The sequence below is a fragment of the Pseudidiomarina fusca genome (genome assembly GCF_032227045.1).
Classification (GTDB): Bacteria; Pseudomonadota; Gammaproteobacteria; order Enterobacterales; family Alteromonadaceae; genus Pseudidiomarina; species Pseudidiomarina fusca.
Genome location: NZ_JANFPJ010000003.1, coordinates 236,516 through 253,843, shown reverse-complemented (window position 1 = coordinate 253,843; position 17,328 = coordinate 236,516). Strand labels below are relative to the sequence as shown.

Genomic DNA, 17,328 nt, shown 5'->3' with positions numbered 1-17,328 from the left:
GCGGCTCGTTATAACTTACTCATCGTAACCACGGGGTAGCCGCGACAAGGTTTGATCTTGTTCTAAGCGCTGCTTCCACAATTCTTTGGCACTCAAGCCACCACCACTTTTACTGACTTTAACAGCCTTTTTAGGCGCAACTGCCGGTTTCGCTGCTGCTTTTTTCGCTGAAGCTTTTGCTTTGGCGGGCGCTGCTGAGCTACCAGTTGCACCGCCAAGCTCGGCTGTTGCTTCAGCTAACTGGGCCAGACGCATGTTTTTACCGCCATCCACGCTGTACCAGCCGCCTTTGGCTTCGATATTAGGTTGTTTGCCGTGAGCCTTTAGGTAAGCTGCTGAATAATCAGCTAATACTTGGTCCTTATCAAGTTTGCTCATGTGTTGTTCCTATCGTTGTTGCATGAGAGTGATTCTTTTTTATACCGTCTTTTCTAGTTATTGTCTAATCAACAAGGCAAAAGATTGTAATTTATGGTAAAAAAGAGCCTATTTAGCGACGACATTGAGGCCTATTTTGCAACGATATCAATTACAACAGTATCTGGCCGAATTACTGCAGGTAGAGACCATCAAGGATTATTGTCCCAATGGTCTGCAAGTAGAAGGGCGAGCGGAGATCAACACCCTAGTGACTGGTGTAACTGCTAACCAAGCTCTGTTAGACCAAGCCCTTGCGCTCAATGCCGATGCCGTGTTGGTGCATCACGGGTATTTCTGGAAAAACGAACCGGAAGTGATTACGGGGATGAAAAAACGTCGGCTACAAAGCTTGCTTCAAGCGGATGTTAATCTATTTGCTTACCATCTACCGCTCGATGTTCATGCCACGCTGGGCAACAATGCTCAATTAGCACGGGTGTTAGGTTGGCCGGATGGTTATCAGGTGTCAGGCATCAGCCCCGCTGGGGTGGTGATGGGTTGTGATTTGAGCGCGCCGTTAAGCAGCGTCGCCTTAGCCGAACACCTCAGTGAGGCGCTACAGCGTCCAGTAACCGCGTGTATTGAGCGGGCTGCACCCATTCAACGAGTGGCTTGGTGTACCGGCGGCGGACAAGGTTTCATCGATGCTGTAGCTGCGGCTGGTTTTGATGCCTTCATTAGTGGTGAAATCAGCGAACAGACCACCCACAGTGCGCGCGAGCAAGGTCTTGCTTATATCGCAGCTGGACACCATGCGACCGAGCGCTATGGTGTGCAGGCTTTGGGTAAGCACTTGGCCGCGCAGTTTGGCCTGCGGCATCACTTTATTGATATTGACAACCCAGCGTAGGCCAAACTTTCTTCATGAACAGCAACAACAAGCAGAACAACCAAGCATCGAAAGCCACAGGCGATCAATCCTTTGATGGCATCACGCATAAGTTTTCGCACAACATCTATGCCACCACTAAAGGTCGTTTGCGCTTAGCTGTATTAAAACGTGATTTGCAGCCTTGGTTAACACGAGCAAAGCAGCGCCCCTTAAAGATTTTGGATATTGGTGGTGGGTTAGGGCAAGTTAGCGAGTGGTTTGCGGAGTTAGGCTGCAACATCATGCACACGGACATATCCGCTGAGATAGTGGCGGCAGCGCAACAACAGCATGCGCAAGCTGGATTAGCACAGCGCTATCAGTATTTGGTAGCGCCGTTGCAGCAACTACCTGGACATGTAGCTGATGATTATGATCTGATTTTATGCCATGCGGTGTTAGAGTGGCTAGCAGATCCCGCTGCGGCGATTGCTTTGTTACCCCAGCTACTAGCGCCGCAGGGCGGCATTTCCTTGATGTTCTACAACAAAGACGCCAAGGTGTTGGCTAACGTTATCTTTGGTAATTTTGACTACGTAGAAGCCGGCTTAACAGTTAAGAAAAAAGTGCGATTAAGCCCACAACAGCCGTTAGCTCCCGCGCACGTAGCCCAGTGGTTAGAACAAGCAGGGCTACAGATAGAACACAAAACTGGCGTGCGTTGTTTTCATGATTATCTTAAAAATGCCGCCGACAAAGAGCGCTTCGAGCAATTATTAGCACTTGAACTGCGCTACAACCAGCAAGCTCCGTTTTGTGATATTGGCCGTTATTTACATTGGCAACTCAAGCGAGCATAGGGTTGGGTCACTAATATGCTGCAGGTGATTTATTTTCATAGCCTAAGTAGGCGTGCGCGGCGTTATGCTAAAGCTTATGCGAGCTATTTTGGCGAGGCCCAGTTAGTTGCTAGCAGCGGTGATAGAGACACCGACGTAGCAGCGCTTCGGGCAGCCATGGCGCCGGCATTCGAGACGCCAGTAACTAAGGCGCCAACAACCAAGGCGCCAACAACCAAGGCTGAATGCTTGGTGATTGGTGGCGATGGCAGCCTCAATATTGCAGTCAATGCGTTTGCCTACAGCGCTGTGAGTATTAGTTTGATAGCGGTTGGAACGGGTAATGATTTTGCGCGGCATTATTTGAACCATACAAAACACAGATGCACTGCGCTTAAGGACTGGCGTTGGCGGATGCGAGCGCCTTACCAAGAGCTGCAACTAGCGCTAGGTAAAGTCGCCACAGCCACGGCCAGTTATTATTTTATCAATCATGCTGGTTGTGGCCTCAGTGTTGATCTTACGCGCTTACAACCGCCATGGATGAAGCGCTGGTTAGGTTCATTCAGCTACACGGTTGCGTTATTGCGTTACCTGTTTGGGCCGCTCAGCAAACGCACTCAATGGTACTCGCACGCCTCATCAGGGCAGGCACTAAATGGCCAACTGGTGGTATTGGGACGGTTTATTGGCGGTGGCTTAGAGGTTTACCCACAAGCCAACCGTCAGCGCGGCGACTTGCGTCGTATCGAGATCCCCTTGTTGGGACGCTGGCAGCAGTTAGCTGCGTTAATACAAGTTAAATGGGGTGGTATTGATACCTCAGCAGTGATTAATTGTCGGCCGGTAACTGCCGAGCAGGGGCCGGCATTCGAGCTAGCAGCGGCGGCAATAATATATGAAGTGGATGGTGATATTGTTGGTGAGGGGCCGGTGGCCGTGAGTGTTTGCCCGCAGGCAATTAAACTTAATTTACCAATAGATGAAGCCTTGTGTATGACTGAGTTGGAGAGACAAACATGACTGCATGTGCATTTATTGGCTTAGGTGTGATGGGATATCCCATGGCCGGCCATTTACAAACCGGGGGGGTTACCACCACTGTTTACAACCGTACTGCAAGCAAAGCACAGCAGTGGCAACAGCGTTACCAAGGTAAGGCAGCTGCTACCCCAGCAGCTGCTGCGCAAGGCGCTGATTTAGTGATGTTGTGTGTGGGCAATGACGATGATGTACGCAGCGTGGTGTACGGTGAACATGGGGTGTTGGCCAGCATGCAGCCGGGCAGCATTTTAATTGACCACACTACCGCGTCAGCAGAACTTGCGAAGGAACTCGCTACGGCTTGTGCCGAACGTGGTATTGGTTGGCTCGATGCGCCGGTATCTGGCGGTCAGCAGGGCGCAGAGAACGGTGTTTTAACGGCTATGATTGGTGGTGATAAAGAGGCTTTAATTCAAGCGGACAAGGCCTTAGCTTGTTATGCGAAAACCCGCGAGTACATGGGGCCAGCAGGCCATGGGCAATTAGCCAAAATGGTGAACCAAATTTGCATTGCTGGGGTGGTGCAGGGCTTAGCGGAAGGATTACAACTGGCACGCAAGGTAGGGCTGGATGCAGACACCTTGATCAACGCCATTAGCCAAGGTGCCGCCGGCTCTTGGCAAATGAAGAATCGTTATCAAACCATGTGGAACAATCATTATGAGCATGGTTTTGCCGTGGATTGGATGCGCAAGGATTTAAAAATTGCGTTGCAGGAAGCAGAACGCCAAGGCTTGAGTATGCCGATGACAGCTTTGGTGGATCAGTTCTATGCTGAAGTTCAGAAAATGGGTGGTTCACGTTGGGATACGTCCAGTTTGTTAGCCCGTCTAGAACGAGATTAATCGCCAATAAAAAAGGCCTTATCAATTGATAAGGCCTTTTATTATCTGTTGCTTATAAGCTCAGCGGGTTAGATCTTAACGAATACCCATCCGGCGTAAGCTACCGGTGCTGAAGTCTGAGCGGCTCATCTTAATACCAAAGTTCATGAACTCGCTTTCTTCGTTAGATAGGCCCAGTAGGATGTATCGACCTGAGTTAAGGTCATACAAAGCCTCTGCTGCCATCCACGGGGTGTCGTGGTAGTAGAATTGGGTGTTGTAGGCTTCCGCTACGCGCCACAATTCGCCGCGACCATCGTACTGGTCGATGACTGAGGCTGTCCAGGTATCTTCATCGATAAACATATGGCGGGTTGCATAAATATGACGCTCGCCATCTTTCAAGGTGCCTTTCACTTCCCATACACGGTGTTTTTCGTACCGTACATAGTCTTGGTTCATGTGGCCAGGGCCGATGATATCGTCATACGACAAGCTCGTATCCATCAGCTTGTAGTTGTTGTATGGGATATACATTTCGCGCTTGCCCACAAGTTCCCAGTTGTATTTATCTGGCGCACCGTTGAACATATCTAAGCCATCAGAAGTCCGTAAGCCATCTGATGCGGTACCTGGACCGTCATAGGCTACTGATGGAGCTTTACGAACACGACGTTGACCTGCGTTATACAGCCATGCACGACGTGCTTCTTTCACCTGGTCAATCGTTTCGTGAACCAACAATACGGTACCTGTCATACGCGCCGGTGCAAGAACTTCTTGTAAGAAGTAGAACAGCACGTTGTCGTCTGCTGACTCACGGCCGCTGGCTAAGTATTCAGGGAATACCAACGACTCACGCAATAACACAGGTACAAAACTACCGTTTTCTAGTACTGGGAACTGGTTCACTAAACGTTGAACCGAGCCACCACGATAACGGGTAATGTGGTTCCAAACAGCTTCGACACCTGATGATGGAATTGGGAACGGAATGTGTTTGTCAAAGTTAGCTAAACCATTGCCACCACTGATAAGCTCAGCGTTAAGGGCGTTTTTCTTAATCACATCGTACACGGCTTGCGGGTAAGCTGCGGTACGGTGGGTAGGATAGACGTGGATCTTAAAGTCTGGGTATTTCTTGAACATGGCCACCTGGCCTGGCGACAACATGTTGGCATGCTGGTCGACGTTGGCAGGCGTGATCGTAAGAATAGGCTGTTCATCGGCAAATGGGTCGGCTGGACGGTCTGGCACTTCTCCGTCTGCTTTCACACTATAGCCACCAGTCCAAGCTGGGATAGAACCATCAGCATTGGCGGCCATTTCGGCACCTACCGGAGTTAAATCTTGACCTAAGCGGTTGGCTTCGTCAGGGCTAACTTTAGCCATGACACTTGCTGATACCACTGATAGCGCAAAAATACCGGCTTTTAGCATCATTTTATTCATTGTGCTTTTCCTTGTTGTTCTTAGTTCGCGTTAAAGCTACATCAAAACTAATGTAATATAAATGCCCAACTGCTACTAGCGTTACATTCATTCTCGATGTAAGGTATCAGCTGGTTTGACCTCTAGCGATTTCACATAGCATGTATCGCGAAACAAAAATTTGCAACAGTTTACATGACAATTCTAAGACCAAGAACAATCAAGAGGGTTCCATGATTAAAGCAACAGCGTCTGCTGGTGCAGCATTAACGCTGCTAGCAAGTGCAGTGGCAACGGCCTTAGCAGCGCCTATAGCTAGCGCTGAAGAAAGTTCTGCCTACGAAGTGATTACCGCACCTGCGGTGATGGCAAAAGAAGCGCAGCGGGCGGTATTAAGTGATATCGCTGAAGCAGGCGAGGCTGACATCGCCGTTGGCGATTATGGCATTATTTTGCGCCGCACCGAGCAGCAGTGGCAACAAATGCCCGTTCCTACCAGTGTTTTTCTAAGCTCAGTGAGTTTTGCCGATGCGCAACAGGGCTGGGCTGTCGGTCACCATGGGGTGATTGTTGGCAGCAGCGATGGCGGCCAAACTTGGCAGCGGCAATTGGATGGTTTTGCATTTATTCAGCTACAACAAGATTACTTCGCAACTCGTATTGAACAGTTAACAGATGAGATCGCAGCAGCTGAAGCAAAGGGTGCTGACGAGCTTATTGGCGATCTTGAATTTGCTCTAGAAACTGCCGAGTTTAATTTAGAAAATGCGCAGTTTGCCGAAGAAGAAGGCCCCACCAAACCGTTTTTAGATGTATTAGCGCTAACCCCTGAGGTCGTCTTAGTAGCTGGTGCTTATGGCTCCTTGTTGCGCAGTACCGATGCTGGTCGTAGCTGGCAGGTGCTAGACGGAGCACTCGAAAATCCAGATGGTTATCATTTGAATAGTTTAACGGCAGATTCGGATTACACCTACTTAGCGGGTGAATCGGGATTACTCTTTCGAAGTGCTGATCAGGGCTCGACCTGGGAAACCCTAGATAGCCCTTATTACGGCTCGTTTTTTGGTTTGCATGTGGATGCAGAGCAGCGGCTATGGGCGTTTGGTCTACGTGGTAATATCTTTGTAAGCGAGGATCACGGCGAATCTTTTAGTCAGATTAGCTTGCAAGATCCGGTCAATATTAATGCTGCAATAGATGCCCCCGATGGTGGCGTTTATTTGGTGGGTAATGCTGGTGTGATAGCGTGGGCGAATGCCGCTGGCGAGGTGCTTGAAAGCACTCACAGTAGTGGTGCCGCACTAACCGACGTGGTGCTTAACGATGACGGTACTCTGACTATGGTGGGGCAGCGAGGCCTGCTCACTCAACCCGCTTTGCGTAACTAAGGATTGACGTTTTTATGTCTCAACAATCTTCAACATCAACTCCGCCGGGCAAAAGTGTTTTGTTAGAGCGGGTGTTGTTTTCGATGCGACCTTTATGGTTGGCTCTGTTTGCTATTTTGACGGTTTATTTGGGCTGGCATGCAAGTCAGGTTCGTCCTGAAGCTAGCTTAACCAAAATGATTCCTACTAATCACGAGTTCATTCAGAACTATTTTAAGCACCAAGAAGATTTGGCGAGCTTGGGTAACGTTATTCGGGTGGCGGTAGAAACCACCGAGGGGGATATTTTCACCCCAGAATTTCAGGCAACTTTGCAGCAAATAACGGACGAAGTTTTTTATGTGCCTGGCGTTGACCGTAGTGGTTTAAAAAGTATTTGGACACCAAATGTGCGCTGGAGCGAGGTCACCGAAGAGGGCTTTGTCGGCGGACCTGTAATTCCAGACACATGGGATGCATCTGAGCGTTCACTGGACCAATTGCGCACCAATATTCTGCGCTCTGGTGAAGTAGGTAACTTAGTTGCCAATAACTTCAAATCGGCACTGATTTACGTGCCTTTATATGAAGTGCATCCAGATACCGGCGAAAAACTTGATTACAAGGTGTTATCTGAAGCCTTAGAGCAGAACATTCGCGACAAATATCAAACGGATACCGTAAAAATTCACATTACCGGCTTTGCCAAAGTGATTGGTGACCTGATTGAAGGTGCGTATCAGGTAGGGCTGTTCTTTGTTATCGCCATTGTGATCACTCTCGTGATGCTGTACTGGTACAGCCGTTGTTGGCGTAGTGCGTTTGCGGTGCTGAGTTGTTCCATCATTGCGGTGGTATGGCAGTTAGGCATTATTGAACTGATTGGAAGTGGGATTAACCCTTACTCGATGTTGGTGCCGTTCTTAGTGTTTGCCATTGGCGTGAGCCATGGGGTGCAAATCATCAACGCCATCAGTAATAACCGAGTAGATGCCTTAGATAAGGTGGGCGCTACTCGTTTGGCGTTCCGTGGTTTATATATCGCTGGCTTAACTGCTTTGGTTTCAGATGCCATCGGTTTTACGACCTTGATGGTCATTGATATTGAGGTGATTCAAGAGTTAGCGATTGCCGCAAGTATTGGTGTGGCGGTAGTGGTGTTAACCAATTTAGGGATGTTGCCTATTTTGATGTCCTACACCGGAGTCTCTAAAGCCGGCGTTGAATACGCTGCTAAAGCGCGCCAAAAAGAACATCCGGTGCTCAATATTTTCAGCCGTTTTTCGCGCCCTAAGTGGGCCTATAGTGCCTTAGTTGTGGCTCTGATGGGGTTAGCCTGGGGTTTGTACTACGGCCAGCAAATGAAGATTGGTGATTTAGACGCAGGGGCGCCAGAACTACGTCCGGATAGTCGTTATAACTTAGATAACCAATTTATTGTTGATAACTACAGCTCGAGTACCGATGTGTTTGTGGTGATGGCAGAAACGGCACCAAGCCAATGTATTGCCTACGATAACCTGGAGCTGTTAGACCGTTTTACGTGGCACATGCAAAATACCCCTGGGGTGCAAGACGTTAAGTCTGTCGCTTATGTGGCTAAAATGGGTTCGTATGGCCTCAACGAGGGTAATTTAAAGTGGTATAGCCTAACTCGTAATCAATATTCATTGAATGGTTACACGGGGCGTACTCCGCCGGGGTTGATTAACCCTGATTGTTCGATGGCACCGGTGATTATCTTCTTGAATGATCACAAAGCCGAAACCTTGCAAACCGTGGTCGCCTCGGTCAATAGTTTTAATCAAGAATATCAACAAGATGGTCTTGAACTATTGATGGCAGCAGGTAATTCAGGGATTGAAGCTGCGACAAACTCAGTGATTGAGTCAGCTCAGAACAAAATGATGTTGTGGGTGTATGGCGTGGTTATTTTCTTATGCTTACTAACGTTCCGGAGCTTACGTACAGTAACCTGTATCATTTTACCGTTGGCACTAACCACGGTGATGAGCCAAGGCTTGATGGCAGTTCTGGGCATTGGCGTGAAAGTAGCAACCTTGCCAGTGATTGCCTTAGGTGTGGGGATTGGAGTGGATTATGGTATTTACATCTACACCAAGATTCGTGAAGGTTTAGCGCAAGGCATGCATCTTGATGACAGCTACAAGTACGCGCTAGACAGCACTGGTAAAGCGGTTGGATTTACTGGGCTCACTTTGGCTATTGGCGTAGCTACTTGGATCTTCTCGCCGATTAAGTTTCAAGCGGATATGGGGATCCTGTTAACCTTTATGTTCATCTGGAACATGCTAGGTGCCTTGATCCTGATCCCAGCGTTAGCACGCTTCTTTGCTAACTTTACCCGCAAAGCCCACTAACTGTAGGCTTGCGTTACCGTTAGAACCAGCAGACGCCGCTACTTGTTAGCGGCGTCTTGCAATATAAAATCAGCACCTTGGTCAGCGATCACCATGGTGGGCGCGTTGGTATTGCCACTCACTACGGTCGGCATGATGGAAGCGTCAATGACGCGTAAACCAGCAACGCCATTTACTCGCAACTGCGCATCAACCACAGCATCTTGGTCGTTGCCCATGCGGCAGGTGCTGGTTGGATGGTAAATCAGCCCGACATTACTCATCAGCTTAGCTAACAACTCCTCATCATTAGCACAAGGCCCTGGCCATACTTCGCCGCCATTATGCTCAGCAAGGGGCGCTTGGTTCATAATCTCGCGTACCTGTCGCACCCCAGCCAACAACGCCTGTTGATCACTAGGATGCTTTAAAAAGTCATAGCTAAAAAGCGGTTTATCTGTGGCTTTGTTACTCCGCAAACGTAACTGGCCTCGGGCTTGTGGTCGTAACAGGCAAACATGGCAGGCATAGCCATGGGTGAAAGCCGGTTTAAGGTCATACCCGCTGTCGTTAAAGCGAGTCGAGACAAAGTGAAGTTGTAGATCAGGTGTCTCTATTTGTTCACTGCTGCGCAAGAATCCACCCACCTCGGCCGGAGGATGTGCGAGTGGGCCGGTTTTATCACGCCGATATTGCCACCAAGCTTTCGCCATCCTAGCTAATCCTATGGGATTAAGACTGATGCCGTCTTTGCGCTTGTTGCGGTAATGAATCATCACATCCACGTGCTCTTGCAGATTAGCGCCCACCTCAGCACGATCGGCAATGATACTGATGCCATGTTGTTGCAACTGGGCGGCTGGGCCAATACCAGATAACATCAACAATTGCGGGGAGTTGATTGCGCCACCGCTTATAATCACTTCGCGTTGCGCGAACCATTGCTCGCCACTGACTAATTCAATCCCTACGGCTTGGGGCTGGGCTTGGCTTTGGTCAAAGAGCACCCGTTGTACCAAGCTATCAGTTAACACCTTGAGGTTAGGGCGTTGCATTGCTGGCAGCAAGAAAGCACGGCGCACACTCCAGCGCTGCGCTTGGTGAATCGTAAATTGGAACGGGCCAATACCGTAGAGCTCGGCACCGTTAAAATCTGGGTTAAAGGGAATACCGGCAGCAACTCCTGCCTCAACAAAGCGTTGGGCAGCGAGAAAATAGGTGGGCACATCACTGACTTTAAGCGGCCCATCAGCGCCATGATAAGCGTCGGCACCGCGGCTATTGGCTTCAAGTTTCTTGAACCTTGCCAACATGGCGGGCCAATCCCAGTTACTGTTGGTTAAGCTGGCCCAATGTTGATAATCACTAGGGGCACCGCGGGTATAAATCATGGCATTAATTAAGCTGCTGCCACCTAAACCTTTGCCGCGCGGGGTAAACAAGCCTTTGCCTTGGCGAAGTGGGGCTTTATCACTGCTGCGGTAGCCCCAATTAAAGCCACGGTGGTGCATAAAGCGTACTACGCCACCGGGCATATCACTGAATTCGTGTTGGCCGTTGCCGCCAGCTTCTACTAGGAGCACTTGGTAGTTACCGCAGGCACTCAAGCGGTCCGCCAGCACGCATCCAGCGGAACCACCACCGACAATGATAAAATCGTACTTTGTTGTGCTCATGGTTGTTGTTCTGTATTCGTGATTGTTCGTGATTGTTCGTTTTATAAACTTTGAGCGTAGCGTAAAAGATCATTCAATAAACGCATGTTGCGAGAGTTATCGCTATGCTGCTGCGCAGCTAACTCCAGCTCTTGCATAAATCGCTCGGCAGACAAACCACCTGGAGGAGGTGAGAGCAGCCTACCTTGGCAAAATTCACGCCATTTCAGTAATTCAGAATCAGTTAACGTACTTGGGTAATTACGGGCACGGTAGCGAAACAACATCTCGGGTAAGCGCGAATCGCTAAAGTTTAAGGTCAAACCTGGTAGTTGTTCAGGCGCTGTATTACGGATAATGTCCATATTAGAGCGGTCTTGTTCACTAAAGAAAGGGCCGCTGTAGAGCATAAAATCAGGATCAGTAACCGCGTCATAGGTTTTGCTGGTCAGTAACGCTTGGCACAAGCGGTCGCGTAATTCGCTCTGTGCTAAAAGCGCCTGCCGGTGGCGTTCTAGTTGCTCGAGATCTAAGTTCCAACGCTGCTGCGCGCTGCTGTCGAGCACATTGAGTTTAGCGATAAAGGGGCAGCGATTGAGTTGCAAGGTTCCCCCAGCGAAGGCCGATAAACCTTGCTCAGCTAGCTGTTTACGCGGGGTAAAGCGGCGTTCGACCAAATCATCTAGCGAACTCTCTAAAAACTCCAGCGGGTTGTGGCGCAAATCCCAGTAGAGCAGGGTGTTGGGCTGCTCCGGATGATAGCCTAGCGGCATGATCACACTCACGTAACCGTTGAGTGCGCCGTAAAAACCACTGATGTGTACGCGTGGTTCAAAATTCACCAAATCAATCAGTTGTTGCACGGCTTGTTTGCGGCGTAATCCATAAGCGTAGGCAAACAACCTTGGTTGTGCTTGTTTAACTTTACGAGCCATGCCGATGGTGGCATGAACGTCAGCCATAGCATCATGGGCGTTGGCGTGTTCAATACCATTGGCTTTAGACAAGTCTTCTAAGCGCATGCTGACCCGCCCATCGTCATGGTAGGGCCATTCGATTCCTTCGGGGCGCAGGGCATAGCAAGCGCGCATCAAGTCGATTAGATCCCAGCGTGAATTTTGCTGCTGCCAAGTATGAGCGTAGGGATCATGAAAATTACGGTAGAACAGGTGCCGGGTTACTTCATCGTCAAAGGCGATGTTGTTGTAGCCAATGATAGTGGTGTTCGGTACGCTCATTTGCGCTGCGATAGCCGCGGCAAAGCTCGCTTCGTTGGTACCTTGCGCAAGCGCAAACTGCGGCGTAATACCTGTCACTAGCACCGCCTGAGGATGAGGCAAAAAATCTGGCGTGGGCTGACTAAATAGGGTCAGTGGACGACCGCAGGGCTCTAATTCTAAATTGGTTCTTAAACCGGCAAATTGGGAGGGCCGATCGTAATGAGGGTTAGCCCCCCAAGTTTCGTAGTCATGAAAGTAAAAACTGGCGTCAGACATGGCGCATAATAATCCTTGCTAATGTATGCAGGTCAGACTACCTGATTGCTGACTTAGCCGCAATCAAGAGGTGACGGCCAACCCTAATTACCGCTAAGATAGCTAACTAATGATAATAAAATGATTCAACAGCACCGAGGCGATTATGGGTCTATTCAGTTCTTTTTCTTTTGCCACCAACAAGCGCGTGGGCTTAAGTTTGCTCGCCACCGCTTGCTTTACTGCCGCCGCTTGCAGCAGTGCACCTGAGCCAAGTTCTAGTGTAGCTGCCAAGGCGACTGTGACCGAGGCCGCACCGTTTGCGATTGCCATTCATGGGGGCGCCGGCACCATTACCCGCGCAAGCATGACGCCAGCACGGGAACGCGCCTATCGCGAAAAACTAGCCGAAGCTATCGCCGCCGGACAGCAGATCTTAGCCGCCGGTGGCACCAGTATGGATGCGGTTATTGCGGCGGTACAAGTGTTGGAAGACTCACCGCTGTTTAATGCCGGTCGCGGTGCCGTGTACACTTGGGATGAACAGCATGAACTTGATGCCGCCATTATGGACGGTTCCAATCGTGCAGCGGGAGCAGTGACTGGGGTGACAACGATCAAGAGCCCGATTGCCTTGGCCCGTAAAGTGATGGAAGAATCGGTGCATGTGATGCTCAGCGGCGCTGGTGCTGAGGAGTTTGCTGATCTGCATCAACTAGAACGGGTGGATAACAGCTACTTCAATACCGAAGCTCGCTTTGATGCGCTGCAACGCATGAAACAGCAGCTTGGTAGCCAAGATAAAACCGCATGGCAGCAGCTAGACGCACGCTTCAAGTATGGCACCGTTGGGGCGGTAGCGTTGGATACTCATGGTAATTTAGCTGCCGCCACCTCAACCGGAGGAATGACGGGCAAGCGCTACGGTCGTATTGGTGATTCGCCAGTGATTGGCGCTGGTACTTGGGCGGATAATGGCAGTTGTGCGGTTTCGGCCACAGGTCATGGTGAATATTTTATTAAGTATCAGGTAGCAGCAGATATTTGCGCACGAGTGACCTATCAAGGCAAAGATATCGTAAGTGCTGGTGATACCGTTATTCATGAGGTGCTGATGCCCGTTGGTGGTACTGGCGGCGTGATCATTGTTGACGGTCAAGGCAAGGTGCATATGCCGTTTAATACCGAAGGCATGTACCGCGCTAGTCAACAAGGTGATGGTCCGGTTCATATTGCAATTTATGCAGACGAAAACTAACTCGCAATAAGGGCTGTTGGTGCGGGTTAACAAGCTTACAGAGGGCTGCTAAACTAGCAGCCCTTTTAAATCTAAGTGCTAATGCAGGATTTTTGTGCAAACCATTCAATTTCCAGCTGAACTCCCTGTGGTGCAGGCCAAGGCCGAGATTCAAACGGCCATTGCCAAACACCAAGTGGTGATTGTCGCGGGCGAGACCGGTTCAGGTAAAACCACACAGTTACCTAAAATGCTGCTAGAAATGGGCTACGGTAAAATGATTGCCCACACCCAGCCGCGGCGTTTAGCTGCCCGCAGTGTTGCCCAACGTATCGCACAAGAATTAGAAACTGAGTTGGGTAACCGGGTTGGTTATAAGGTACGTTTTCATGATCAAACGGCACCCACCACAGAAATAAAATTGCTCACGGATGGGATGTTGCTGGCTGAACTGCAGAATGATCGCATGTTGCGGCAATACGATGCCATTATCATTGATGAAGCCCATGAACGTAGTCTGAATATCGACTTTCTGTTAGGCGCGTTGGCCACTATTTTGCCTAAGCGGCCAGAGTTAAAACTGGTGATTACCTCAGCTACCATTGAGACGGAACGCTTTGCCAAACATTTTAATCAGGCCCCGATCATTACCGTTACCGGGCGTACTTATCCGGTTGAGGTGCGTTATCGGCCGTTAAGCAATGCCGATGATGATAACCAAGACAGCGCTGATGTAGTGCAAGGCGTGTGTGATGGGGTATTAGAGCTAAGCCGTGAAGCCCCCGGTGATATTTTGATTTTTGCCAGTGGTGAGCGTGAAATACGTGATTTTGCTGAAGCTATTGGTGATTTACAGTTACCTAATACTGAGCTTTTACCGCTGTTTGCACGGCTATCTGCTGCTGAGCAACAACGGATTTTTCAGCCGCATAGCCAACGTCGTATTGTGATTGCGACCAACGTCGCTGAAACCTCACTGACGGTGCCCGGCATTCGTTATGTGATAGACCCAGGTACGGCTCGTATCAGTCGTTACAGTTACCGCAGCAAAGTGCAACGCTTGCCGATTGAGAAAATTTCACAAGCTTCAGCGAATCAACGGATGGGGCGTTGTGGCCGGGTCGCACCGGGGATTTGTATCCGGCTCTATGATGAAGCTGATTTTTTAGCTCGGCCTGAATACACAGATCCAGAAATCTTACGCACCAATCTAGCTGCGGTTATTCTGCAAATGACGGCGGCAAAACTTGGCGATATTCGTCGTTTTCCATTCGTAGAAAGGCCCGATGAGCGGTTTATTAAAGATGGCCTGAATTTATTAGAAGAGCTGCATGCTTTAGAAAGCACGGGTGGGCGATCCGGCAAAAGCAACAAGCGGCGCGGGTATCAAGGCCCAAGATTAACCGAGATTGGGCGACAAATCGCCCAGTTGCCGATTGATCCGCGGTTGGGGCGGATGGTGATAGCTGCAAATGAATTTGGCTGTATGCAGGAAGTGTTAATTATTGCCGCCGCACTGAGTATTCAAGATCCGCGTGAGCGTCCACAACAGGGGGCGCAAAAAGCAGACCAACTGCATCAAAGGTTTCACCATAAAGACTCTGATTTTGCGAGCTTCTTGCTGTTGTGGCAATACCTTGAGGGTCTACAAAAAGAGCTTTCTAGAGGCCAACTGCGAAAGCGTCTGAAAGAAGAGTTTATTCATTTTCTGCGGGTGCGTGAATGGCAAGATGTGTACACTCAGCTGCGCCAAAGTGTGCGAGGTATGGGCTTTCGGATTAATCAAGAACCCGCCAGCTATGAGGCCATCCACCAAGCGCTCTTAACCGGCATGCTCTCGCATCTAGGAACCAAGCAAGAAGGCCATGAATACATGGGTGCGCGGCAACGCAAGTTTTTTGTGTTCCCGGGCTCTGGCTTGTTTAAAAAGTCGCCTAAGTGGCTGATGGCCGCAGAGCTTGTAGAAACCAGCCGCTTGTTTGCCCGCATCAATGCTCGGATTGAACCCGAATGGGTTGAGCCACTGGCGAAACACCTGGTTAAATACAGCTATTTTGAACCCCATTTTTCGAAAAAACAGGGCTCGGTGTTAGCTGATGAGCAAGTGACGCTTTATGGCTTGATTATCGTGCCACGGCGTAAAGTGCAGTATGGCCCGGTAAAACCTATTGAAGCGCGCGAGATCTTTATTCGTGAGGCACTGGTGCAAGGGCAGCTTAAACGGCAACTGCCTTTCATTAAGCACAATCTTGCACTTATCGAGAGTGTTAAAGGGCTCGAAGACAAATCGCGTCGGCGCGATATCCTGGTGGATGATGAAGCTCTGTTTCAGGCCTATGATGAGCATATTCCCGCGGGTATTTACAACGAGCAGTTATTAGCCGGGTGGTGGCATAAAGCTGTTAAGCAGAATCCCCAACTTCTGTATTTTGTACGCGCTGATCTGATGGCCCAAGATGCGGAACATGTCACCCCTGATGATTATCCAGATGTTTGGCAGCAGGGCCAACTGACCTTACCCTTGCATTATCATTTTGCTCCAGGCAGTGAAGATGATGGGGTGACGGTGCAGATCCCGCTAGCACTGCTAAACCAAGTGACGCCGCAAGGGTTTGATTGGCAAATACCAGCTCTGCGGCATGATCTAGTGGTAGCCTTGATCAAGAGCCTGCCCAAACAACTCCGTCGAAACTTTGTGCCGGCACCTAACTACGCCCAAGCGTTTTTAGCTGATACCCCAGCGGCAACGATAGCGAAAGAGCCTTTGCTTACGGCCTTATCTGCCAAATTACGGCGTATGACGGGTGTCACTATCCCTGATGATGCTTGGTATCATGGTGGCGCAGATGCTATTCCAGCACATTTACAGATGAACTTTGCGGTAGTGGATGAGCAGGGCAAGGTACTGCAACAAGGGCGAGATTTACACCAGTTGCAACAGCGGCTACAAGGTGACGTGAAAGAGGCCCTCGCTCAGGCAGTAGCCAGTAAGCAGGCACCGCAAGCGGCAACCAGTTGGCAGTTTGGTACGCTCCCCGACATGCTCGAGCAGCAACAACAAGGTTATGCGATTAAAGCCTTTCCGGCGTTAGTGGCTGAGGCCGAAGGAGTGCGTGAAGAACTCTTCGATAGCCTAGCGAAAGCCGAACATGCGCATTGGCAAGGATTGCGGCAGCTGTTGTTGCTGCAACTACCGTCACCTATTCGGCATTTGCAGCAAACGCTTTCTAATAAAGCGAAATTAGCGCTTTATTACAATCCATGGGGCAATGTTGAAGAACTTATCGCTGATTGTATTAGGGCGGCGCTGGATGAGTTTATTGAGGCAAATCCAGCCCGTGACCCAGCGGCTTTTCAAGCCTTGTATGATACTGCGAGAGCACATTTAAACGAGCGGGTGAGCGAGATAGCTAACCAATTAGAGCCTTGTCTGCTGCTTAGCCACAGCATTCGTAAACGGATGAAAGGCAAGGTTAGCTTAGAGCAGATTCAAGCCCACGGGGATATAGCACAACAGTTGGATGCCTTGGTGGGCCCCGGTTTTGTTAGTAACGCCGGAGCGCAGCGTTTGGATGATATTCAACGCTATTTGAAAGCAATCGAGCGACGCTTAGATAAGCTGCCGGTGGATCCGAACAAAGATCGTTTACACACGTTGGTCCTGACGGACTTGTCGCAAGCCTATCAAAGCTTGTTGGCGAAACAAAACAAACAGCAGTTGATACCGTCAGATGTGCTTGAAATCAGATGGATGATAGAAGAGCTGCGGGTAAGTTTTTTTGCGCAGACGTTGGGTACCCAATACCCGATCTCAGAAAAGAGAATTCGCCAAGCGCTTGCTGCAGCAGCTTAAATGCTGCTGCAG

General features: G+C 49.7%; 12 protein-coding genes. 8 read left to right on the top strand and 4 right to left on the bottom strand.

All coding sequences use genetic code 11. The annotated features are described in order from the left end of the window. Positions 1–15: 15 nt before the first annotated feature. Entirely contained in the window at positions 16–378 is a 363-nt protein-coding gene (locus NOG12_RS02880) for a hypothetical protein (protein WP_153825515.1), read from the bottom strand. A gap of 136 nt (positions 379–514) precedes the next feature. Here NOG12_RS02880 and NOG12_RS02875 point away from each other — a divergent pair, with 136 nt between their 5' ends. Genes NOG12_RS02875 through NOG12_RS02860 form a run of 4 tightly spaced genes read left to right on the top strand, consistent with a single transcriptional unit; the run spans position 515 to position 3,959 of the window. Further along, complete coding sequence (locus NOG12_RS02875) at positions 515–1,270, top strand: Nif3-like dinuclear metal center hexameric protein (protein ID WP_153825516.1); 756 nt, start codon at positions 515–517, stop codon at positions 1,268–1,270. 14 nt (positions 1,271–1,284) lie between these two features. Continuing rightward, positions 1,285–2,091, top strand: a complete 807-nt coding sequence (locus NOG12_RS02870; protein ID WP_153825517.1) for a methyltransferase domain-containing protein — start codon at positions 1,285–1,287, stop codon at positions 2,089–2,091. 15 nt (positions 2,092–2,106) lie between these two features. Then, positions 2,107–3,093, top strand: coding sequence for a diacylglycerol/lipid kinase family protein (locus NOG12_RS02865; protein ID WP_313932365.1), 987 nt, complete (start codon positions 2,107–2,109; stop codon positions 3,091–3,093). After that, entirely contained in the window at positions 3,090–3,959 is an 870-nt protein-coding gene (locus NOG12_RS02860; protein ID WP_313932364.1) for an NAD(P)-dependent oxidoreductase, read from the top strand. The genes NOG12_RS02865 and NOG12_RS02860 overlap by 4 nt, the downstream gene beginning before the upstream one ends. A gap of 75 nt (positions 3,960–4,034) precedes the next feature. Here the strand turns inward: NOG12_RS02860 and NOG12_RS02855 are convergent, their stop codons facing one another. Then, positions 4,035–5,390 (bottom strand): DUF1329 domain-containing protein, encoded by a 1,356-nt coding sequence (locus NOG12_RS02855; protein ID WP_313932363.1) that lies wholly within the window; start codon positions 5,388–5,390, stop codon positions 4,035–4,037. A gap of 212 nt (positions 5,391–5,602) precedes the next feature. Here NOG12_RS02855 and NOG12_RS02850 point away from each other — a divergent pair, with 212 nt between their 5' ends. Beyond that, positions 5,603–6,757, top strand: coding sequence for a sialidase family protein (locus tag NOG12_RS02850; RefSeq protein WP_313932362.1), 1,155 nt, complete (start codon positions 5,603–5,605; stop codon positions 6,755–6,757). A gap of 14 nt (positions 6,758–6,771) precedes the next feature. Continuing rightward, positions 6,772–9,117 (top strand): efflux RND transporter permease subunit, encoded by a 2,346-nt coding sequence (locus NOG12_RS02845; protein ID WP_313932361.1) that lies wholly within the window; start codon positions 6,772–6,774, stop codon positions 9,115–9,117. A 38-nt stretch (positions 9,118–9,155) separates the two neighbouring features. Here NOG12_RS02845 and NOG12_RS02840 read toward each other — a convergent pair whose 3' ends face one another. Together NOG12_RS02840 and sbcB are read right to left on the bottom strand one after the other, a co-directional pair. Continuing rightward, positions 9,156–10,772, bottom strand: a complete 1,617-nt coding sequence (locus NOG12_RS02840) for a GMC family oxidoreductase (RefSeq protein ID WP_313932360.1) — start codon at positions 10,770–10,772, stop codon at positions 9,156–9,158. A 41-nt stretch (positions 10,773–10,813) separates the two neighbouring features. After that, positions 10,814–12,247 carry an exodeoxyribonuclease I gene (gene sbcB / locus NOG12_RS02835; RefSeq protein WP_313932359.1) on the bottom strand — a complete coding sequence of 478 codons (1,434 nt, stop codon included), beginning with the start codon at positions 12,245–12,247 and terminating at the stop codon, positions 10,814–10,816. A 145-nt stretch (positions 12,248–12,392) separates the two neighbouring features. Between sbcB and NOG12_RS02830 the strand changes: the two genes are divergently transcribed. After that, the gene (locus NOG12_RS02830; RefSeq protein WP_313932358.1) at positions 12,393–13,484 is read left to right on the top strand and encodes an isoaspartyl peptidase/L-asparaginase family protein; all 1,092 of its coding nucleotides are present in this window, start codon (positions 12,393–12,395) and stop codon (positions 13,482–13,484) included. Positions 13,485–13,578: 94 nt separating this feature from the next. Continuing rightward, positions 13,579–17,316 (top strand): ATP-dependent RNA helicase HrpA, encoded by a 3,738-nt coding sequence (gene hrpA, locus NOG12_RS02825; RefSeq protein WP_313932357.1) that lies wholly within the window; start codon positions 13,579–13,581, stop codon positions 17,314–17,316. Positions 17,317–17,328 lie beyond the last annotated feature (12 nt).

Coding starts and splice junctions, on each gene's coding strand:
- NOG12_RS02880 (WP_153825515.1), bottom strand. CDS start 378: ATGAGCAAACTTGATAAGGACCAAGTATTAGCTGATTATTCAGCAGCT.
- NOG12_RS02870 (WP_153825517.1), top strand. CDS start 1,285: ATGAACAGCAACAACAAGCAGAACAACCAAGCATCGAAAGCCACAGGC.
- NOG12_RS02865 (WP_313932365.1), top strand. CDS start 2,107: ATGCTGCAGGTGATTTATTTTCATAGCCTAAGTAGGCGTGCGCGGCGT.
- NOG12_RS02860 (WP_313932364.1), top strand. CDS start 3,090: ATGACTGCATGTGCATTTATTGGCTTAGGTGTGATGGGATATCCCATG.
- NOG12_RS02855 (WP_313932363.1), bottom strand. CDS start 5,390: ATGAATAAAATGATGCTAAAAGCCGGTATTTTTGCGCTATCAGTGGTA.
- NOG12_RS02850 (WP_313932362.1), top strand. CDS start 5,603: ATGATTAAAGCAACAGCGTCTGCTGGTGCAGCATTAACGCTGCTAGCA.
- NOG12_RS02845 (WP_313932361.1), top strand. CDS start 6,772: ATGTCTCAACAATCTTCAACATCAACTCCGCCGGGCAAAAGTGTTTTG.
- NOG12_RS02840 (WP_313932360.1), bottom strand. CDS start 10,772: ATGAGCACAACAAAGTACGATTTTATCATTGTCGGTGGTGGTTCCGCT.
- sbcB (WP_313932359.1), bottom strand. CDS start 12,247: ATGTCTGACGCCAGTTTTTACTTTCATGACTACGAAACTTGGGGGGCT.
- NOG12_RS02830 (WP_313932358.1), top strand. CDS start 12,393: ATGGGTCTATTCAGTTCTTTTTCTTTTGCCACCAACAAGCGCGTGGGC.